General features: G+C 42.4%; 18 protein-coding genes. 3 read left to right on the top strand and 15 right to left on the bottom strand.

From position 1 onward, the window contains the following. Window positions 1–43: 43 nt before the first annotated feature. From O3629_RS02840 to O3629_RS02850, 3 genes are all read right to left on the bottom strand, one after another. Window positions 44–2,290 (bottom strand): DNA internalization-related competence protein ComEC/Rec2, encoded by a 2,247-nt coding sequence (locus O3629_RS02840; RefSeq protein WP_371608688.1) that lies wholly within the window; start codon window positions 2,288–2,290, stop codon window positions 44–46. Beyond that, on the bottom strand, window positions 2,271–2,939 hold the full coding sequence (locus O3629_RS02845; protein WP_371608689.1) for a helix-hairpin-helix domain-containing protein: 669 nt from the start codon (window positions 2,937–2,939) through the stop codon (window positions 2,271–2,273). The genes O3629_RS02840 and O3629_RS02845 overlap by 20 nt, the downstream gene beginning before the upstream one ends. Window positions 2,940–3,005: 66 nt before the next feature. Beyond that, window positions 3,006–3,752, bottom strand: a complete 747-nt coding sequence (locus O3629_RS02850) for a 1-acyl-sn-glycerol-3-phosphate acyltransferase (RefSeq protein WP_003006324.1) — start codon at window positions 3,750–3,752, stop codon at window positions 3,006–3,008. Window positions 3,753–3,927: 175 nt separating this feature from the next. On the opposite strand from O3629_RS02850, the gene O3629_RS02855 reads away from it, so the two are divergent. Beyond that, window positions 3,928–6,267, top strand: a complete 2,340-nt coding sequence (locus O3629_RS02855) for a cation-translocating P-type ATPase (RefSeq protein ID WP_371608690.1) — start codon at window positions 3,928–3,930, stop codon at window positions 6,265–6,267. A gap of 31 nt (window positions 6,268–6,298) precedes the next feature. Here the strand turns inward: O3629_RS02855 and O3629_RS02860 are convergent, their stop codons facing one another. Beyond that, a complete protein-coding gene (locus O3629_RS02860) occupies window positions 6,299–6,829 on the bottom strand; it encodes a DUF4352 domain-containing protein (protein ID WP_371608691.1) in 531 nt (176 codons plus the stop codon). 138 nt (window positions 6,830–6,967) lie between these two features. Here O3629_RS02860 and O3629_RS02865 point away from each other — a divergent pair, with 138 nt between their 5' ends. Both O3629_RS02865 and O3629_RS02870 read left to right on the top strand, forming a co-directional pair. Continuing rightward, entirely contained in the window at window positions 6,968–7,714 is a 747-nt protein-coding gene (locus tag O3629_RS02865) for a tRNA1(Val) (adenine(37)-N6)-methyltransferase (RefSeq protein WP_070465559.1), read from the top strand. Next, a complete protein-coding gene (locus O3629_RS02870; RefSeq protein WP_070465557.1) occupies window positions 7,704–7,967 on the top strand; it encodes a GIY-YIG nuclease family protein in 264 nt (87 codons plus the stop codon). The genes O3629_RS02865 and O3629_RS02870 overlap by 11 nt, the downstream gene beginning before the upstream one ends. Before the next feature lie 16 nt (window positions 7,968–7,983). On the opposite strand, the gene O3629_RS02875 is transcribed toward O3629_RS02870, so the two are convergent. The 11 genes from O3629_RS02875 to recR form a co-directional block, all read right to left on the bottom strand. After that, on the bottom strand, window positions 7,984–8,877 hold the full coding sequence (locus O3629_RS02875; RefSeq protein ID WP_070465555.1) for an aldose 1-epimerase family protein: 894 nt from the start codon (window positions 8,875–8,877) through the stop codon (window positions 7,984–7,986). 353 nt (window positions 8,878–9,230) lie between these two features. After that, window positions 9,231–10,802 (bottom strand): DEAD/DEAH box helicase, encoded by a 1,572-nt coding sequence (locus O3629_RS02880; protein WP_049497241.1) that lies wholly within the window; start codon window positions 10,800–10,802, stop codon window positions 9,231–9,233. A gap of 788 nt (window positions 10,803–11,590) precedes the next feature. Further along, window positions 11,591–12,499: a magnesium transporter CorA family protein gene (locus O3629_RS02885; protein ID WP_003006305.1), complete on the bottom strand. Its 909-nt coding sequence runs from the start codon at window positions 12,497–12,499 to the stop codon at window positions 11,591–11,593. 41 nt (window positions 12,500–12,540) lie between these two features. Next, on the bottom strand, window positions 12,541–12,921 hold the full coding sequence (locus O3629_RS02890; protein ID WP_003015210.1) for a PH domain-containing protein: 381 nt from the start codon (window positions 12,919–12,921) through the stop codon (window positions 12,541–12,543). A 77-nt stretch (window positions 12,922–12,998) separates the two neighbouring features. Continuing rightward, complete coding sequence (locus O3629_RS02895) at window positions 12,999–14,546, bottom strand: peptide chain release factor 3 (RefSeq protein ID WP_023917622.1); 1,548 nt, start codon at window positions 14,544–14,546, stop codon at window positions 12,999–13,001. 184 nt (window positions 14,547–14,730) lie between these two features. Continuing rightward, window positions 14,731–15,411 carry a TIGR02206 family membrane protein gene (locus tag O3629_RS02900; RefSeq protein ID WP_003006294.1) on the bottom strand — a complete coding sequence of 227 codons (681 nt, stop codon included), beginning with the start codon at window positions 15,409–15,411 and terminating at the stop codon, window positions 14,731–14,733. A gap of 13 nt (window positions 15,412–15,424) precedes the next feature. Continuing rightward, window positions 15,425–16,111, bottom strand: coding sequence for a TIGR02206 family membrane protein (locus tag O3629_RS02905; protein ID WP_070666307.1), 687 nt, complete (start codon window positions 16,109–16,111; stop codon window positions 15,425–15,427). Between the two features lie 28 nt (window positions 16,112–16,139). Beyond that, a complete protein-coding gene (locus O3629_RS02910; protein WP_070666310.1) occupies window positions 16,140–16,835 on the bottom strand; it encodes a TIGR02206 family membrane protein in 696 nt (231 codons plus the stop codon). Window positions 16,836–16,894: 59 nt separating this feature from the next. After that, window positions 16,895–18,262, bottom strand: coding sequence for a UDP-N-acetylmuramoyl-tripeptide--D-alanyl-D-alanine ligase (gene murF, locus O3629_RS02915; RefSeq protein WP_371608692.1), 1,368 nt, complete (start codon window positions 18,260–18,262; stop codon window positions 16,895–16,897). A 274-nt stretch (window positions 18,263–18,536) separates the two neighbouring features. Next, window positions 18,537–19,583 (bottom strand): D-alanine--D-alanine ligase, encoded by a 1,047-nt coding sequence (locus O3629_RS02920; RefSeq protein ID WP_150905683.1) that lies wholly within the window; start codon window positions 19,581–19,583, stop codon window positions 18,537–18,539. A gap of 76 nt (window positions 19,584–19,659) precedes the next feature. Continuing rightward, window positions 19,660–20,256, bottom strand: a complete 597-nt coding sequence (recR, locus tag O3629_RS02925; protein ID WP_371608693.1) for a recombination mediator RecR — start codon at window positions 20,254–20,256, stop codon at window positions 19,660–19,662. Window positions 20,257–20,261: the final 5 nt, after the last annotated feature.

The raw sequence follows: 20,261 nt of genomic DNA on the forward strand, positions 1-20,261 counted from the left end.
ATAATAGCAATTTTCAGCATAGAAAGCAAACCTCTCCTCGTCTCTAGTGGACCGTTTCTACCCTCCAATGGTCCCACCCAATCAAGCGAATTGCTCCCCTTTCATCGGTACGAAGATAAGAAATAGAGCGTTCCTCTAGACGATCGAGCAATTCTTTATGGGGATGTTGGTAGCGATTTTTCTTTCCAACAGAGATCAAGGCCAACTGAGGATGTAACTGATCTAAAAACACATCACTAGAGGAACCTTTAGAACCGTGGTGGCCTACTTTCAAGACATCTACTTGTAATTGTGGATCGTTTTTCAATAGTTTTTTCTCTCCAGTTTCTTCCAAATCACCCGTGAACAAAAATCGTTTCTGAAAGAACTGCCCATAGAGGACAATCGAATCATCATTTTTACCATCCCCCACTTCATCAGGGGATAAGACTTCTAGATGATGATCAAAAATAGGTAGTTGATCTCCTCTCTGGACTACTTTAATCGGACTATGAAGCTGTTGCAATTTCTCTCGAAATTGAGAATTAGTTAGACTACCTGGACTGACATACACTTTTTTAACTGGGATTTGTTTGGCAACCTCCACCATATCACCCATATGGTCCTGGTCTGTATGAGTCAAGACCAAAGCATCAAGTTTTCCAACACCTCGACTCTTGAGATAGGGAATCAAGGTTTGATCCGCATTGGCAGATTGACTGCGCTCTTGCCACTTTTCTCCACTTTTAAAAGTGACACGTCCTCCGACATCAATCAATATGGTTCTTCCTTTCCAATCGCGTAAAAAGATACTATCTCCTTGACCGATATCCACCATGGTAATCTCATTTTCTAAAGGATGCTTGGTCCAACAAAAGATGAGTAGAATCATGCCTATTAACAGGAAACGACGTTTTTTTTGCTTTCGAAGATCATACAAGATTCCTAAAAGAAGGAAGAGAGCAATCAGAGCTGGTCCCGTCGGCTGACCAAATACCAAAGGTAGCGACGTGAGCTTTGAAATCCAACGAATACACTCCTCTATGAGAAGAAAGAAACTGTTAAAAATTGTAAGGGGCTTTAGAATCGATAAGATAAATAGCACCGTTAAACCTGGAAGAAGGACAAGGTCAAATAAGAAAGAAAAGAGGAAGGTTAAAGGGAGTGACCACGGTTGAAAGACACTAAAGTAATAGGTCAAAAGGGGCAAAATTCCCAGGCTAATCCAGAAACTTTCCACTAGTAGCTTTTTAAGTCCTGAATAAGAACTGGTATCTACCAAGGTCAAAATAAAGGCGTAGGCACAACTCAAGACCCCTCCAGCTGTCAGAAGAAACTTGGGCATGAGCACCATTAAGATCATCAAGGTCATCGCCATATTCTCCATCCCTCGGATCCCCTTTTGAGAGAGGATCTTCTGCAAGAGACTACGAACCACTGAAACTGAAAAACCTGTCAAGCCAGCATAGACCAAAGAAATTGGAACCATCCAGATATCGACTGTCTCTTGCAAGATTCCTAGACGTAAGAGAGCTTTCCGGATCCCATTAATGAAAAAGCCGACCTGCATCCCAGATAAGGCGAATAAATGGATGATTCCCAAACTCGTGTAAAGCTGATCCATCTCTTCAAAATCCGTATCTAAATAGCCAAAAAGAAGGCCGGTCATATACTGGTTCATCGGTTGCGGAAAGTGCTCCTTGCTCCAAACAATGGCTTGGCGCCTCCATTGAGATAGGCAATCGAAAACATTCCAAGTCTGTCTAGGAAGTGCGGATTGGATCGCTTCAATTTTTATTTGATAGTGAATCCCCTGTGTTTCCAAATAAGACCGATAGTCAAATCCTCTAAAATTTCGCTGCCCTTCTGGCTCTTCTATAGCACCTTTATACGTCAACTCCAACAAATGAGTTTGACTTTGCCACTGCTGTTTTTCTTTTTCTGATTTTAAAGTGTAGAAGACTTGGTAGATCCTTCCCTGATTTTTAGCACGAAAAGACAGGGCGTCCCCATTGATCTTGATGGTATCTGGAATCAGACGTAAGTGGGGTGGCAGCTGACTTTCTGCTTGTACTGGATGATCCTGTATTCGCTGAAAGACAAAGAAGGCTGCAAAACAAAGGGTTGCTAAAGCAAGCCCTAGCAAACTTGAGCGCTCCCCTTTATAGTGATGAACCGCTAAAATTCCCACTACTACTAGACCGCTGATCGAAAGCCAAGATGGTTGATAGGTACTAAAATACAGCCATAGGAGTACAAAGGCGAGATGGACAAGCGAAAAAGGAAGGTCTTTAATCCACCGTGAAAGCATCTCTTAGTTTCTCCAGTGTTTTCTCTCCGATTCCTGAAACATTCTTCAGATCATCCACAGATCGAAAAGGCCCATTTGCCTCGCGATAGGCGATAATGTCCTGGGCACGTTTCTGTCCAATGCCTGATACGGTCTGGAGCTCTGATTCGGTTGCTCGATTTAAATGGACCTTGCCTGTTTTTTCTGCTGGCGCTGACGAAGTTGCAGAACTTTCTGAACTTCCAAGTGCTGGAACATCCTCTCCTTCTTTAGCCACATAGATCACTGCTTCATCGGAGAGTTTTTGCGCCAAATTGACCGATTGACTATTGGCATCGGCTGTCATCCCACCCGCCTTATGAATGGCATCGTGGACTCTGCTATCGGAGCGCAACTCATAGACCCCTGGTTGTTTGACGGCTCCTTTGACATCGACGGTAATGATCTCAGGTGCATCAGACACAGAAGTCGCCGTCTTTTCTTCTTTAGAACTAGCGGTCTGCACCTTTTCTTTGCTCGAAGTTGAACTAGAAGACTGATAAAGATCCGGTATGGTGGATGCACTTGACTGAGGTCGATGAAAAAGAAAATACCCTCCAAGTAAGAGTCCGATAGCAGTAAGAGCTAAAAAGAGCTTATATTCTTTGATTTTTTCGATGATATCCTCCATAAGAAACCTCCTCTCACTTTTATTATTCGTAAAAATAAAAAAAACTGAGAAAAACTCTCAGCTTTTTTACTTATTTTTCCGATGTTTGTCTGGATCCCATACAAAGCTTGCTAGGTAACTAAAGAGCAAGGTCAAGATGCCAACGACTAAGACAAGGGGAATCAAAAGGATTTTTAACAAACGAATCAAGATAAAAGGTTTTGTTGGGGTGTTGATCGCTTGTGCTTCCGCATCCAAGCGATCAAACTCCTCTTGGATACGGCGGGCAACTTCTGCCACTCCTTCGTCATTCATCTTTTTAATATCCGAAATATCAATGGGATGTCCAAAGTTCATATCAATGCGTTCACCCGTTGCCAACCCTTTCAAGTCTCTTGGGCCAGTATAAGTCACTGGCATGATACGGACCTTCGCCATTTTGGCAATGATGGCAACACCGCCTTTGACGTCTTGAGAATGACGACTTCCACTTGGGAACATAATCAAAGAACGGTTGCTCTTTTTCAGCATATTGACAGGATACTTAATGGCTTCTGCTCCTGGATTTTCACGGTCAATCGGAAAAGCCCCACACATGCGAATCCACCAGCCAAAAATACGATTGGTGAAGAGCTCTTTTTTTGCCATAAAGATAAACTGCTTTGGCTTAGTCGCAAAGGCCATATAGACCGGATCCCACCAAGTCCGGTGAGGGGATACCAAGATGTAGTTCTCTTCCCGATCTGGAATATTGTCCTTATGATGGTAATGGGCATTCCCATTTAAAACCCAAAGAATAAAGGCAACAAGGCCACGTAAGTAGGTATAAAACATAGTTATTCCTCAAATCCATTTCATTCGTCTCTCTACAAGATATTCCATCCTGTAAAAGGTTCTTTCTTATTATACCGTATCCTGATTTTGACCGCAAACCTTTTTTAGATAAAAATTGTCTCAGCGGACCGATTCTAGATAGTCTTTTTCTCAAAAAAATGATATCATATTGTCTATGGAAACTATTGATTTAAAGGGCTTGTCCCTCAGTGAAGTCCGCAAGAAAATGGATCGCGGACAAACCAATGATTTTACAACGAATACAAGTACCAGTACCTGGCAAATTATCAAGCGCAACGTCTTCACCTTGTTTAATACCTTAAACTTTGTGATTGCCGTGGCCTTGGCTGCTGTACAGGCCTGGAGCAATATGATCTTTTTCGCAGTCATTTGCTTCAATGCCATTACAGGGATCATGACCGAGATGCGCGCTAAACGGATGATTGATAAGCTCAACCTCATGAGTCGTGAGCTAGTGACTGTCATTCGTGACGGGGAAAAAGATGCGATTCCACCAGAAAAGCTTGTTCTAGGTGATTTAATGCTCTTGTCTTCGGGTGAGCAGATCCCTAGTGATGCCGAAGTCATGTCTGGTATCGCTGAAGCCAATGAGGCTATGCTGACTGGTGAGAGTGATCTGGTCTTAAAAGAAGTTGGTGATGAACTGCTTTCTGGTAGTTATATTGCCAGTGGTCAAGTCTATGCCCGTGTCAAGCGAGTTGGAGCAAACAACTATGCCAACAAACTGATGATGGAAGCTAAAACCTTGAAGCCTATCAATTCGCGTATTCTTTATAACTTAGCGAAAATTTCTAGCTTCACTGGTAAAATTATCATCCCATTTGGCCTTGCCCTCTTCTTTGAAGCATTGTTGATCAAGATGCTGCCAATCAAGGATTCTGTCGTGAATTCTTCCACAGCTCTCCTGGGAATGTTGCCAAAAGGAATTGCCTTACTGACAGTTACGTCTCTTTTGACAGCGGTTATTAAGCTCGGTATGCGCAAGGTTCTTGTCCAAGAAATGTACTCAGTAGAAACCTTGGCGCGTGTGGATACCTTGTGTCTTGATAAGACCGGTACCATCACTCAAGGGAAGATGACAGTCGAAGCTCTCTATAGCTTATCTGATCATTTTTCTGAGGAAACCATCAAAGTTATCCTTTCAGCTTACATGCAAAATAGCGAGGACACCAATCCTACTGCTCAAGCTATTCGCAAGGCTTATGGGGAGTTGGAGCATGCTTATACTGCGGAAAACATTATTCCTTTCTCAAGTGATCGGAAATGGGGAGCCATGCACCTATCCAACCTTGGAACCGTCTTTCTCGGTGCTCCTGAAATGCTCCTTCAAGAAAATCCAGCTCCTGTCGTCGAAGCACAAGCTCGTGGATCGCGCGTGCTCGTCTTGGCTCACAGTTCAGAACTGATCAGCATGCAGGAATTGAAACTGCCTGAAAATCTTGAAGGGATTGCGGTTATTGAGATTACAGACCCCATTCGTGAAGGGGCTTCAGATACTCTTGAGTATTTGCGCTCTCAAGGAGTGGATCTCAAAATCATCTCCGGTGACAACCCTGTGACGGTCTCTTATATCGCTCAACAAGCTGGCTTCAAAAATTATGAAAACTACATCGATTGTTCAAAAATTTCTGATGATCAATTAGTGGATCAAGCAGAAGAAACAGCTATCTTTGGGCGTGTGTCTCCTCACCAGAAAAAACTGCTTATCCAAACCTTGAAAGCAGCTGGTCGGACGACTGCTATGACAGGAGATGGGGTCAATGATATCCTTGCTCTTCGCGAAGCAGACTGCTCCATCGTGATGGCCGAGGGAGATCCAGCAACCCGTCAAATTGCCAATATTGTTCTTTTGAACTCTGACTTTAATGACGTTCCAGAAATTCTTTTTGAAGGCCGTCGTGTGGTGAATAACATTGGACGAATCGCTCCAATCTTCTTTATCAAAACGATCTATTCCTTCCTCTTGGCTATCATCTGTATTGCCAGTGCTCTCTTCTTTAACGTCAACTATTTGCTGATTTTCCCTTTCATCCCTATTCAAATCACCCTGATTGACCAATTCGTCGAAGGATTCCCACCATTTGTGTTGACCTTTGAACGCAATATCAAACCGGTTGAAAAACACTTCTTGAGACGTTCCCTTCTGTTAGCCTTACCAAGCGCCTTGATGGTCGTCTTTAGTGTCTTGTTTATTCACCTTTGGGGAGCAAGCCATGGTTGGTCTGCAGCCGATATGTCTACTGTATCCTACTACTTACTTGGCTCCATCGGTTTCCTATCCGTTATCCGTGCTTGCCTGCCACTAAATATCTGGAGGGCCCTCCTCATCCTCTTCTCTGTAGTAGGATTCTACGCATCTGCGGTCGTGTTGAAAAACTTGATCGAGATTTCCCTCCTTACAGCCACTACTTTCCCAGTTTATCTGGCATTGATGGCTATCTTTACAGGAGTCTTTATCCTCACTACGATTCTCCAAAAATATGAATTTGATTAAAAAAAGTTGAGAGTTTTACTCTCAACTTTTTTTACGGTGCATCAAAAGCAACAATCGCAGGTTTTTCATTAAATGCAGCAAATGGTTTTATTTCCAGTTCTAATTTGCCATCCCCTTTTACACCAAAATGTTGTACAGCACCTTCCATTGATCGACCCGGTGAAATTGACCCCATTGTATTTGTATTAGGATAAGTCTCCATTTTATTTCCACCAACAAATAGATCAATGTCAACCCCAACTGCTAGATCACTATCTGATAGATTTTTCACATTATAGGTCACTTTTAATACTTTATCGGGATTTGTTTTATCAAAATCATTCCGTTCATCAGTCCATTCAACATTTGTAATAGTGTACTCAGCTTGTTTATCAAAAACAATCTTATCACCAATTGCATAGGTTGATTTCTTTTCACTACTCTTCTCAGTAGATGCCTTTTTCTCTGTTTTAGCTTCTTTTGAAGTATCATCAGACTTACTACTAGAATTTCCACAGGCTACTAGTATACTTGCTGAAAGCAATGTTACCCCCAAGCCAAACCATTTTTTCGATTTGTTCATTTACAAAACCTCCCATTTTTTTAATATATAGTAACATATTTAAATAAGAAAAGAAAGCGTTTTTACAAAAAAATATTATTTTAATATATCAAAAATTATCATCTTTCCCCGAGCCTCTTTTCATGCTATAATAGAGCCATGACAGATATCGAATTAAAAGACGGCGAGCGCGTCAACCAACTCTTTTCAAGTGATGTAAAAATCATACAAAATCGGGAAGTTTTTAGTTACTCCGTGGATAGCGTCCTGCTCTCGCGTTTTCCAAAATTGCCCAAGCGAGGATTGATCGTGGATCTCTGCGCTGGAAATGGAGCTGTGGGACTATTTGCAAGTACCCGAACAGAGGCTCAGATCATTGGTGTCGAAATTCAGGAACGTTTAGCAGATATGGCTACCCGCTCGATTGCCCTCAATGGCTTGAACCAGCAAATGTCCATGATCACCGATGACCTCAAGCATTTGCCTCGACATATCAAGGGGAGTAAGGTGGATATTATCCTCTGTAATCCTCCTTATTTCAAGGTAGATGAGCATTCCAATCTCAATGAGAGCGAACACTACCTCTTAGCACGGCATGAAATTACCACCAATTTAGATGAGATTTGCCATGTGGCCCAGCGGGTTCTCAAATCAAATGGTCGCTTAGCGATGGTCCATCGTCCAGATCGCTTTTTAGATATCATCGAAACCATGAAGCGTTACAATCTTGCACCTAAGCGGATCCAGTTTGTCTATCCAAAAGTGACCAAAGAGGCGAATATGTTATTGATTGAGGCGATCAAGGATGGCTCACTGGATGGTTTAAAAATTCTGCCTCCTCTCTTTATTCACAATGAAGATGGCAGCTATACAGACGAGATTCATGAGATCTACTATGGAAACTAAGGCTTACATGTATGTTTTAGAGTGTGCGGATGGCTCTCTCTACACTGGCTATACCACTGATGTCGAAAAACGCCTGAAGACTCACAATGCTGGAAAAGGGGCCAAATACACACGGGCTCGCCTCCCCGTTAAACTTCTTTACAAAGAATCCTATCCAGATAAACCCTCTGCGATGTCTGCCGAAGCTCTCTTTAAAAAGAAATCGCGCCAGGAAAAACTAAACTATATCAAAAAGAACCGTCGGACTCCATAGTCCAACGGTTTTTCATTTACAAAATGGTGATACGGTACTGATGACTCCGTGTCTCTTGAGGGTCCAACTGGATCACACCTTTTTTGTCTTCGAAGAAATCGCCCTCTTCTGCAGATGTGGAAATACCTGTCCAAGGCTCTAAGGCAATGAAGGGCCCCTTGTTATTAGTAGACCAAAGGACCAGATTTTCAAAATCTGCAAAATCAAATTCCAAACCTTTACCTGACTTTTTCGAGATAAGCTTCACAGATTTAGAGGCTAACTGATCTAAAATAATGGCATCTTTTTCAAATAGTTCATGTCGCAAAGGTAGGCTACGCTTATGATCGAAAAATGGCGTCCGCTGCAGGCGATCGACCAATCCAGTTTCTGTGAACAAGAGAGGGACACTACAGCTTTCTTCTTTTTCAAAAATCAACTCGTAGTCTTCATAGTCTTCATCTGCTAAAAGGGGACAATGAAAGGCTGGATGCCCTCCAATGAAATAAGGCATGACTTGATCAGACTCTAGATTTTGTACACGATAGGTGATGGTGATTTCTTTCCCTTGTAATTCATAAACGATTTCAACTCGAAAATGGTAGGGATAATTTTGCAGGCTCTCTTCGTTAGAGGTGATTTCAAAGACAAGACGATGGTCTGTTTGTTCTTTGAGTTCAAACTCTCTCTTCCTAATGAGACCGTGTCTTGGCAGCTGACCGGTCTTCACTCCATCTTTTAGATGATACTGTACTTGGCCATTACGAACGCTTCCGCAAATTGGAAACAAAACAGGCGCTTGTCCTGACCAATACTCTGGATCCCCTTGCCAGAGATATTCTATGCCTTCTTTACTTCGAATGGAGCTCAATTCCCCTCCAAATGTCTTACATTGTAGTTCTAGATCATCGTTTTTTAATGCAATCACCATGGACGCCACCTCTTTATAATTAATATAGTTATTATATTCATTATAACCTTTTAGCTAAGATTGTCAATTTTTATCTTTTTCGTTAAAAATTTTTAAAAAAATAAGAAAAAAACCTTGACAAAGCTCAGAAATAATTGTAAACTTAATATGTTAACAGAAACATTCCGTTTTAGGAATCCGTTCTTTCTGTTTTCTGACTTTTTTAGGATGCTCCTTATCATGATACATTTTTTCTAAAAGAGTCAGTTATCATTTAGGTCTCCTTATAAATATACAAGGGTTAACAGCTAGTTAACCCTTGTATTTTTGATTTTCATTAAAAAGACGGCCTATTGCTAGACCGTCTTTAGGACTTATTTATCCCCTTTGTTGCGGATGACAAAGCCATTTTTCTTTTCATTAGAAGTACGATGAGGACGTTTGTTGCCTTTACCTTCAAAGTCTCGGCTATTTTTATTGGACTTGCGTTTGAAATCACGGCGTCCACCTTCACGGTCATCTCTGCGATTTCGGTCACGGCGTTGGTCTCCACGACGGCCATTTCCACGGCCCCCTTTGCCTTTCCCACCAAAGCCACCACCAGATGGTTTAAATGGCAATGGTTTTTCACGCGCAATTTCAACTTCTGGAAGACTATCTGGATCTTGAACGGTCAAGCTTAAGATATACATAGCCAATTCTTCAGGAGTGAATTCTGCAGCCAATTTGCGAGCATCCTTACCAAACTTCTCAAAGTTAGTTCGGATTTTTTCATCCTCAAAGTCTCGCTCAATTTTCTTCAGCGCTACTTGTTTTTTCGCTTGGAAGGCTTCTGCTGCTGTTGCAGGTTTCATTCCCTTCATCCGCTTTTTAGTCAAGTTCTCAATGATTTGCAAATAGCCCATTTCATTTGGCGAAACAAAGGTAATGGATTGCCCTGTTTTCCCAGCACGACCTGTCCGTCCGATCCGGTGAACATAGCTTTCTGGATCTTGTGGAATATCGTAGTTGTAGACATGAGTCACACCTGAAATATCCAAACCACGTGCCGCAACGTCCGTTGCCACCAAGACGTCCAAGTTCCCATTTTTAAAGTCACGAAGTACACGAAGACGTTTGTTTTGATCCAAATCTCCGTGAATCCCTTCTGCTCGGAAACCACGGATCTTCAAGCCACGCGTCAATTCATCGACCCGGCGTTTAGTCCGACCAAAGACAATGGCAAGCTCCGGTTGCTCGACATCCATCAATCGAGTCATGGTATCAAACTTTTCGCCTTCTTTGACACGAATATAGTATTGATCGACCAAGTCAGTTGTCAATTCTTTGGCTGCGATCTTAACGTGTTCTGGCTCTTTCATAAACTGAACACCAATGCGTTTGATGGCTTCTGGCATCGTTGCTGAAAAGAGCAAAGTTTGACGTGTTTCTGGAACACGGCTAATGATAGCTTCGATATCTTCCAAAAAGCCCATATTGAGCATTTCATCTGCTTCATCCAAGATCAAGGTTTCAATATGATCGAGTTTCAAGGCCTTGCGCTTGATCAAATCTAGCAAGCGTCCAGGGGTTCCCACAACGATATGAGCACCTGACTTCAAGGCTTTGATTTGCTTTTCGATGCTTGATCCACCATAGACAGAGCGGACTTTGACACCCTTGCTGCGTCCAAAACGGAAGAGTTCTTCCTGACTTTGAACCGCCAACTCACGTGTCGGGGCAATAACAAGGGCTTGGATTACTGTGTTATCAACATCAATCTTCTCCAAAGTTGGAAGACCAAAAGCAGCCGTTTTACCGGTCCCTGTTTGTGCCTGACCAATGACATCTTTTCCTTCAAGGGCCAAAGGAATGGTTTGTTCCTGGATGGGGCTCGCTTCTACAAAGCCAGCTTTTTCAATTTCTGCTAATAATTCAGCAGATAAGTTAAATTCATTGAATTTCAATTCTTTCTTCTTTCTAAAAAGTGGTGCGAAGCCACTTTATCACACTTCTTTTCAATGCGAAAACGCACTGATTGCATAGGAAGTCTCCTTCCCGGTTACCTGTCGCAAGACTCATCTAAAGGAAAACCCAATCGTTTTTTTATGGAATTCCCTTCTGCGAAAAATGTTTTCGCACTAGCGGATTTGGTTGATTAAAGTCGTTTTCCAAACGAAAAGACACCAAGATCCTCCTTGTGGGAGATTGACCAACATTCCTTTTCTAATTGTTCCATCTCACCAGCATTTCTCTCATACAAGTTTGCAACTTATCTAGTATAACACAATGGACGACCAAATGATAGTCAAAGGAGAATAATTTTATTTTTTAGGAAAAATTTTTAAAAACTTGAAAATAGTCAAGAGGGCAGTTTCCCCTAGATTTAGCTGACTTTCTTCTGACACCGTTCAAGAATCCCTTTAAATAGGAGTATAAAAACTTCGGAAAAACTTTTTTTGGTAGTTCTTGCGTTTTTACAAATAAATATGTATAATACAGTTAGTATCTAAAATATTTCTGTATAAAGAAATAGGATCATTTTATCTGATTCAACGATTTATTCTACGTTCTGATTTATTTAGAACCACTCAGTACTATTAAATCTACTCCTACTATTTCCAAGAAGATTTTGTACAGTCAATGAACTATTCACACTGCCCCTTCTTTGGAGAGGAGGGCAGGTGTCTAGATGGTTCCTATTTCTCAGATTATTCTAGATACGAAGAGGCTCGGATTTCTCCAAGCCTCTTTTTTATCTTTGTTTCACAATCCACCGCATAACCTTTCCCAAAATGAGCCATAATATAAAGCTACATACGGATACATAAATCCAAGCATTGGGATCCTTTGTCATAGGAAGAGGGATATTCATTCCAAAGAAACCGGTGATAACGGCTAAAACCGCCAACAAGGCTTCAAAGATGGTTAGGGTTGTCAAGTTGTCATTCAAGTTGTTGTTTAGGATATTGTTGTAAGATCCTGACAACTGTTGCAAGACATTGGAAATCAACTCAGTCATCGAAGCCAACTGACGCGCTTCGATCATGGCATCATCAAACTGCTCTTTTTCAACATCATTCATCCTGCGATAAATGGCATGCGCTTTAATATGTTCTAGCAACATCCGATTTTGCTTGGCTGCTGCGACCAGATACACCATACCGGTCTCAAGGTCAGACAGGGCATAAAGATTCTTGGTCGTCGTTGTCTTTCGAAGCAAACGATTGAGTTCATCCTTGTGCTTATCTAAGCGATCAATAATCGGATAATAAGCATTACTGATCATTTCAAGACCTGCAAAAAGCAACTTATAGATCGACAACTCCCCATGGCTTTCCAAATAGCGAACCATTTGTTCAATGATATAGGCATTGTCCTGGTTACTGATGGTCACGAGTCGCGTATCTTGAACGATAAAGGTCATAGGGATGGTTTCGTAGTATTCCTTGTCCTTTTCTAAATCCAATACATTGTAGATAAATGTGATCGTACCGTTTTCTCGATTATAATCCATATGGGCACGTTCGTTCTTATCCATCGCGTACTCAATGGTTTCTTTGTCAATCTCGTATTTTTTATAAAGATATGAGTTTTCAGCAATCATATCCGAGTCGATATTGATCCATTTCCGATCTTGACCCAATTGTTTTTCGATAAACATTCCGTCTCCTTTCTCAACTGTTCTCTATCAAAATGATTATTTTATTTAAAGACCGCACTGGCTAATGCTTGCTGAATTTCGATGACACTGTTGTCACTCTTGAATTGTAAAACTTCTGAAGGTTCCACTGCTGAAGAAACCCAGATTTTTAATTCGGCATCCAAATCAAAATGACCGGAAGTTTCTACTGAAAATCGAGAGATGGAGCGATAAGGAAGGGATTTGTAGGATGTTTTCTTCCCTGTTACTCCTTGCTTATCCACCAAGATCAAACGAAACTCTGTAAAGACGATTAAATCACGAATCAAGCTAAAAGCAAGTGTGACTTGCTCTCCCGGCACCAAGATATCTTCCAGATCTCTTTCTACTTTATCAACATTCTTTTGAGAGGCATTGCCCATCAAACCACTTAATAATCCCATTATTTCTCCTTTAAAAGCGAAAACGGATCTTATCCGTTTTCTTATTCTATTGTTATGGATCGGTTTTGAATCGTTCCTTATCCCATCTTTTCTTCCAGCTCAACATCTGGATACTTATCCGCAAACCAGCGGAGGGCAAAGTCATTTTCAAAGAGGAAGACTGGTTGGTCAAAGCGGTCCTTCGCCAAGATATTTCGGCTTGAAGACATGCGCTCATCTAAGTCTTCTGGTTTGATCCAGCGAACGGTCTTTTTACCCATTGGGCTCATGACCACTTCGGCATTGTATTCATTTTCCATCCGGTGCTTAAAGACTTCAAACTGAAGTTGACCAACAGCACCAAGCATGTATTCACCTGTTTGGTAATTGGTATAGAGCTGAATAGCTCCTTCTTGCACCAATTGCTCAATCCCTTTGTGGAAGGATTTTTGCTTCATGACGTTCTTAGCTGACACTTTCATGAAGATTTCAGGCGTAAAGGTTGGCAGGGGTTCAAATTCAAACTTGTTTTTGCCCACTGTCAAAGTATCTCCAACCTGATAAGTACCGGTATCGTAAACCCCGATGATGTCTCCTGCTACAGCATTGCTGACATTTTCACGGCTTTCGGCCATAAATTGAGTTACGTTAGATAACTTAGCACCCTTACCAGTACGAGGCAGGTTGACGCTCATCCCACGCTCAAATTCGCCAGATACGATCCGCACAAAGGCGATCCGGTCGCGGTGACGAGGATCCATATTGGCTTGGATTTTAAAGACAAAGCCTGAGAAATCCTTGTCATAAGGATCGACAAGTTCTCCATCTGTCTTCTTGTGGCCGTGTGGCTCCGGGGCAAACTTGAGGAAGGTTTCCAAGAAAGTCTGTACTCCAAAATTGGTTAAGGCTGAGCCGAAGAAGACGGGAGTCAATTCACCCGCAAGGATGGCTTCTTCTGAAAATTCATTTCCAGCTTCTTGCAAGAGTTCGATATCATCTTTTACTTGCTCATAGAAGGGGTTGTTGGCAAAGAGCTTGTCTCCGTCTTCTAGACTCGCAAAACGTTCATCCCCTTTGTAGAGTTCCAAACGTTGGTTATAAAGATCATAGAGTCCCTCAAAGGCTTTCCCCATCCCGATCGGCCAGTTCATTGGGTAACTGGCGATACCTAAGACTTCTTCCAATTCTTGTAAGAGATCCAGTGGCTCACGACCGTCACGGTCCAGCTTATTCATAAAGGTAAAGACGGGAATGCCACGGTGTTTCACAACCTCAAACAATTTCTTGGTTTGAGCTTCAATCCCTTTGGCAGAGTCTACCACCATGACGGCAGCGTCCACCGCCATCAAGGTTCGGTAAGTATCTTCTGAGAAGTCCTCGTGCCCTGGGGTATCTAGGATATTGACCCGTTTGCCATCATAGTCGAACTGCATAACAGATGAAGTTACCGAAATCCCACGTTGCTTCTCGATATCCATCCAGTCAGATTTAGCAAAGTTTCCTGTTTTCTTCCCTTTTACGGTACCTGCTTCTCGAATCTCTCCCCCAAAGTAGAGCAACTGCTCTGTAATCGTCGTTTTACCAGCATCCGGGTGGGAGATAATGGCAAAGGTACGGCGTTTTTTAATTTCTTCTTGTACGTTCATATTCCTAATTCTTTCTCTTTTTATTTTCTGATAAATTTACAAATTCATCTCTACATCGGATCTCTCCTCAATTTCTCTATCTTTTCTATTATAGCGAAAATAGGCACTTTTTTCAATGATGATTCTTCTTTGAGAGCAGAAAGAAAGACTAAAATCCGTCGATTCTAGTCTAATTCAATCATATTTATTTTCTCACTTTCACCCGCTCACTTCTGCGACTGAAGAACTGATTAAAGAGTAATAAAGCAAGGGCTAAAATACTGGATACAACCAGATAATTGAGCCACACCTTATCCCCTCTCATAATCGGAGGGCGGGCCATCAAGCCATAATTTCCTCCCGTCAATTGATTGACTCCAACCAGGAATAAATCTAAGGCAAAGGTATAGAGAACAATCTGACTATTTTTTAAGAGGTTTCGATCATACCATCTCAAGAGATAAATCAAGGAATTGATTAAAAGACAGTAATGTCCGAGGAGGAAAGAAAAGCTTGTAATATGAGGGAAAGTATAGGGATCAAAGACTGGATAGCCCAAAGCAAAGATGGCTCCACTCACTCCCATCAAGGCAAAGAACTGTTTGCTTTTCCATCTGTCTGGTAAAAACAAGACCGCAAACATGGCCAAGCGGCAATGATAAAATGGTAAACTGTTGGACCAAGGAATGTGGTAGGCAAAATACCAAAGATACAAGCAAATTAACTGGAAGCCTTGTAAGTATTGAAAGCATTTGCGAAATTGCTCATTCTGATAATAGCGAAGTGACATCATGATCGCTGTCACAACGAACAAGACCATCACACTATACCAAAGTGCTGAGATTGCTGGTGGTGCTGTTGATTCTGTAGTGAAAAAATGATGCATAAAGTCTCCTTATTTAAACAGATTCAGGTATTCTTCTTTTCTTACTGTACTGAACGATCGTATTGATGAGGATCAGTGTCCCCGTCATTAGGACTGTCACGATGAAATAGTTGAGCACAAGGCCATGGTCTCCTAGCACAGGTGGCCGACGCAGAAATCCATAGTTTCCGCCCGTTACAAGGTTGGCTAGAACAATAATAGCATTGACTCCAAACGTCATCTGACAGATCTTCCAAACAGCCCCTTCTTCCACCTGGTAGGATTGAACCAGATAGATCAAACAGTTGGCCAAGAGGGCCCAGTGACCAAAGACATTGTTGATCGAGGAAACGTGAGGAAAAGGGTAGGGATAAAAAACAGGATGAACCAAGGCCATAATGGAGCCAAAGACTCCCACAAGGGCAAAATATTGTTTGAAGCTGCCCTTGGGCGCCAAAAGAATGATCCACATGGCCATCCGGCTATGATAGAAAGGAAGACTCTCTGAAAGAGGCAAGCGAGCAGCTAGATACCAAGCGTTGATAATCAGCAACTGGATCAACTGTCCCCAATACCAAAAGGTTTGGTAGCTTTTGGAGTGAGCAAATCGAACGGACAGAACTCCCACCACTACCAAAGAAGTCGGCAATAAGAAATACCAGACCCCCAATTGAGGAGGGGATGTTGGTTGACTAGTGAAAAATAAGTTCCAAAGTGCCATGATTTCTTTCCCTCATCTACTCTTTTTTCTATTCCGAACGCGAAACAACAGTCTCTTCAGCCATCTTGTATTTGTAGCGCTGGTTGACCAAGCAAATACCAGCCACCATCACGATGCTGACCAAGAGGTAGTTTAAGAGAGAACCATGGTCTCCAATGATTGGTGGACGCTTTAAGAAGCCGTAATCTCCACTTGTCAAGAGATTGACCAAAAAGATGACTGCATTCATACCAAAGGTGATCTTAACAATTCGTAAGGTGTCCTGTTTTTCCGACTGGTAAAAATCCTGCAGGTAAATCAAACTATTGGCAAACAAAGCCCAGTGACTAAAAATCAGATTGAGTACAGTAATATGAGGGAATGGGAAGGGGTCAAAGGCCGGATAAACCAAAGCCGCAATGGATCCTAGAACACCCAACAAGGCAAAATATTGCTTGATATAGGTCCCTCTAGGCGCAAAGAGGATCGCAAGCATGGCCAAGCGGCAATGATAGAAAGGCAAATTATCCGTCAAAGGCATGTGGGCGAGAATATACCAAGCATTAATAGTCAAGACTTGGATCAACTGCGCCCAATACCAAAAGCGTTGGTAGCTTTTAGACTGTGCATATTTGATAGAAAAGTAGCCAACCACCAACAAGGAAGCTGGTAGGAAAACATACCAGAGTCCAAACTCAGGCGGGGCTGATTTTTGGTTCGTAAACAATAAATCCCAAAGTGTCATTTTCACATTCCTTTAGTTTATAATAGCCTATCCTTGGAGAGATGAATCCTCTCTTTTCACTAGGCTTTCTCCAACTCCTCTACCAATTTGGCTAGATTCATGGAATTGCTTCCCTTGATGAGGATTTGGTCCTGCTCTTTTAAGCTTTCCTTGACTTGTTTGACCATGTCCTCAAACTGGTCTTCCTCAGCTGTTTTCTTGAAATAATAGACATGTCCGAGTGGGAACATCTGACTCGCTAACTGAGCCAATCCCGCAATGTCTTGACCATAGAAAATAACCGTATCCAAAACATCCGGTGACAGGCTGAGAATCATTTGGTTGTGCAGATCTACAGATTGCTCCCCTAGTTCTTTCATATCTGCCAGGACGGCTAATTTTCGACCATTTTGATTGGCAGGAATAGTTGAGAAGGTTTCTAAGATTAGGCGCATAGCCGTCGGATTAGCATTGTAGACATCGGATAGGATATCCGCTCCGTTACTGGCCTTCTTCCATTCTGTGCGGTTGCGCGTCAATTGCAAAGTAGCAAAACTATCACGAATCGCCGCTTCGCTCACTCCTTCTTGCAGGGCAACATAAGCTGCAATCATGGCATTGGTCGCATTGTATTTTCCTGTTACTGGTAGATCAATCGCTTCTTCTAAGAAATTAGCGCGGAAAGTTAAGCTATCCTTTCGCTCTACCAACTCGGTAATAAAAATCTCCTCGTCTGGACCAAAGCGGACCACTTTTTGTTTTTCAGGGAGGTAGGCATTCACAATCGGATCAGCTGGAACCACCAGAAGGCCACCTTCTGGCATGCCATCCGCAATTTGGAGTTTTCCTTTTGCGATCTCGCTTCGATCTTTGAAGAATTCCAAATGGGCTTCCCCAATTAAGGTGACAATAGCAGCCTTGGGATGCGCCAGTTCTGACAAGAGATGGATATCTCCTAGATGGTCTTGCCCCATTTCAAGGACGAGTTTGTCTATCCCTTCTGGCATATGGAGAACCGTATAAGGAAGACCAATTTCATTATTATAGTTTCCCTGTGTTTTATAGGTCAGGTAGGTAGTGGATAAAAGCTGTGCCAACATATCTTTTGTAGTTGTTTTACCATTTGACCCCGTCACTGCAAAAACATCTACTTTTGTCTTTTGAAGATAGGCTGCAGCAAGTGTTTGAAAAGCGCTCAGCACATCTTCCACCAAAATATAAGGGTGGCCTTCTACCACTTTCTCTGAAAAAGTGGCTACGGCTCCGTTTTCAAAAGCAGTCTCAATAAAGTCATGACCATCACGCGCTCCCTTTAAAGGAACAAACAGGTCTCCAGGCCCAATTAAACGGCTGTCAAATTCCGGCTTGACGAGGGCCACATCTTCAAATTGGCTGATATCATTTTTTGCATGTACTAGATGAGCAACTTCATGTAATGTGAGATTCATATCCGACTCCTCAGTTCTCCGTAACGTCCTCAAAGATTTGGACGCTCCTATCAAATTCTTCTCATTATACCATATTCTAGACCACAAAAAAAGTGGCTGGGACAGAAGTCCTAGCCTCTTGATTGTTTTTGGATTGTCGAGCAAGACGCAGTGGTTGAGTGGGCTCTACTACGCTGATTTCATCAGCTTTTACAGCCCTACTCAACTGTGCGGAGGTGGGACGACGAAATCGAATTCTAACGAATTACCGATTTCTGTCCCACTCTCTCTTTTCTTACAACAAATGCGCTTCGTGTTTTTGGAAGACTTCTTTTCCAAGCTCTACTAACTTGGTAATCAAATCTGTATAGTTGAGTCCCATATTGTCCCAAAGCAAGGGATACATAGACCATTGAGTAAATCCTGGCATGGTATTGAGTTCGTTTAAGAAGATCTCTCCTTTATCGGTATAGAAGAAATCACAACGCGCTAAACCTAGACCACCGATCGCACGAAAGGCTTTTTCTGCGTTGGTCCGCATGGTTTTCACAACCTCAGGGTCCAATTGAGCCGGAATCGCCATGGTAATTTTGTTGTCGATGTATTTGGCATCATAATCATAGAAGGCCACATCTTTCACAACTTCACCTGGCAAGGTACTCTTCACATCATAGTTTCCAAGCAGTCCAACTTCGATCTCACGCGCATTGACTCCTTGCTCTACCAAGACACGGCTATCGTATTTGAAGGCCAATTCGAGAGCAGTCCGAAGCTCTGTTTGGTTTTCAGATTTTGAAATCCCAACACTAGAGCCCATATTGGATGGTTTGGTAAAGACAGGATAAGAGAGAGTCGCTTCAATTGTAGCAATTTTCTCATCCACGTCATCGCCTTCCACTACAGCTACATAAGGAACTTGAGGAATTCCAGCAGACTCCAAGACCCGTTTGGTCGTGATCTTGTCCATCGCAACACTGGAAGCTAGGATGCCACAGCCGACATAAGGCATCTTCAAGACTTCTAAGAAGCCTTGAATGGAACCATCTTCTCCCATTGGTCCATGAAGAACTGGAAAGACTACTGCTCCTTCCTTGTAAATCGCAGATGGTGCCACTTTTTTAGACCAGTCCACTGTCTCATTGGTCATCAATTTCTCATCATCCGCTGGTTTCTCTTCAAAAGCTTGCGTCTGGATGAAATCTCCTGACTGCGTAATAAAGTAGGTTTGAACCGAAAATGCTTGGTAATCAATCGCGCGCATCACGCTTTCTGCTGAAAGAACAGATACTTCACGTTCTGCACTACGTCCACCATACAACAGGATTAAGTCTTGTTTACTCATAGTTTCTCCCTAATTGTTCCCTTGATTTCTCACTTGATAGTATACCACAATGATAGCCCTTTCGAAAGAACTTCTCTTATAATTCTGTCCGATTTTCAATCGCGCGAAGCAAGGTCACTTCGTCCGCATACTCGATATCGGCTCCAACTGCTAGCCCCCGTGCCAAACGAGTCACTTTGATCCCTGCTGGCTTGAGCACACGCGAGATATACATAGATGTCGCTTCCCCGTCTGCCGTCGCATTGGTCGCAACAATGACCTCTGTGACTGTTCCATCCATCAAGCGACTAATCAAACTCTTGAGATTGATATCATCGGGTCTCACGCCATTCATGGGCGAGATCAAGCCATGCAAGACATGGTAACGGCCATGGTATTCCTGGATATTTTCCATAGCAGATACATCCCGGCTATCTTCTACAACAAGTATGAGGGATGGATCCCGCGTTTCATCTCGACAAATCTCGCAGGTTTCTTCATCGGTTAAATTGCCACAAATACTGCAATACCCTAGCTCACGCTTGGCATTCAGTAAGTTTTTGGCAAATTCATTCACATCATCATCTGACATACCAATGGTGTAAAAAGCCAGACGAGTCGCTGTTTTGATCCCAATTCCTGGTAACTTCGAATAGCTGTCAATTAATTTTGCAATAGGTGCTGGATAAAGCATAGTTT

The sequence above is a fragment of the Streptococcus sp. 27098_8_12 genome (assembly GCF_041432115.1).
GTDB classification, from domain to species: domain Bacteria; phylum Bacillota; class Bacilli; order Lactobacillales; family Streptococcaceae; genus Streptococcus; species Streptococcus parasanguinis_V.

Bases quoted from the DNA above. Each gene is read 5' to 3' on its own strand.
- O3629_RS02840 (WP_371608688.1), bottom strand. From the start codon at position 2,290: ATGCTTTCACGGTGGATTAAAGACCTTCCTTTTTCGCTTGTCCATCTC.
- O3629_RS02845 (WP_371608689.1), bottom strand. From the start codon at position 2,939: ATGGAGGATATCATCGAAAAAATCAAAGAATATAAGCTCTTTTTAGCT.
- O3629_RS02850 (WP_003006324.1), bottom strand. From the start codon at position 3,752: ATGTTTTATACCTACTTACGTGGCCTTGTTGCCTTTATTCTTTGGGTT.
- O3629_RS02855 (WP_371608690.1), top strand. From the start codon at position 3,928: ATGGAAACTATTGATTTAAAGGGCTTGTCCCTCAGTGAAGTCCGCAAG.
- O3629_RS02860 (WP_371608691.1), bottom strand. From the start codon at position 6,829: ATGAACAAATCGAAAAAATGGTTTGGCTTGGGGGTAACATTGCTTTCA.
- O3629_RS02865 (WP_070465559.1), top strand. From the start codon at position 6,968: ATGACAGATATCGAATTAAAAGACGGCGAGCGCGTCAACCAACTCTTT.
- O3629_RS02870 (WP_070465557.1), top strand. From the start codon at position 7,704: ATGGAAACTAAGGCTTACATGTATGTTTTAGAGTGTGCGGATGGCTCT.
- O3629_RS02875 (WP_070465555.1), bottom strand. From the start codon at position 8,877: ATGGTGATTGCATTAAAAAACGATGATCTAGAACTACAATGTAAGACA.
- O3629_RS02885 (WP_003006305.1), bottom strand. From the start codon at position 12,499: ATGTTTATCGAAAAACAATTGGGTCAAGATCGGAAATGGATCAATATC.
- O3629_RS02890 (WP_003015210.1), bottom strand. From the start codon at position 12,921: ATGGGATTATTAAGTGGTTTGATGGGCAATGCCTCTCAAAAGAATGTT.
- O3629_RS02895 (WP_023917622.1), bottom strand. From the start codon at position 14,546: ATGAACGTACAAGAAGAAATTAAAAAACGCCGTACCTTTGCCATTATC.
- O3629_RS02900 (WP_003006294.1), bottom strand. From the start codon at position 15,411: ATGCATCATTTTTTCACTACAGAATCAACAGCACCACCAGCAATCTCA.
- O3629_RS02905 (WP_070666307.1), bottom strand. From the start codon at position 16,111: ATGGCACTTTGGAACTTATTTTTCACTAGTCAACCAACATCCCCTCCT.
- O3629_RS02910 (WP_070666310.1), bottom strand. From the start codon at position 16,835: ATGACACTTTGGGATTTATTGTTTACGAACCAAAAATCAGCCCCGCCT.
- murF (WP_371608692.1), bottom strand. From the start codon at position 18,262: ATGAATCTCACATTACATGAAGTTGCTCATCTAGTACATGCAAAAAAT.
- O3629_RS02920 (WP_150905683.1), bottom strand. From the start codon at position 19,583: ATGAGTAAACAAGACTTAATCCTGTTGTATGGTGGACGTAGTGCAGAA.
- recR (WP_371608693.1), bottom strand. From the start codon at position 20,256: ATGCTTTATCCAGCACCTATTGCAAAATTAATTGACAGCTATTCGAAG.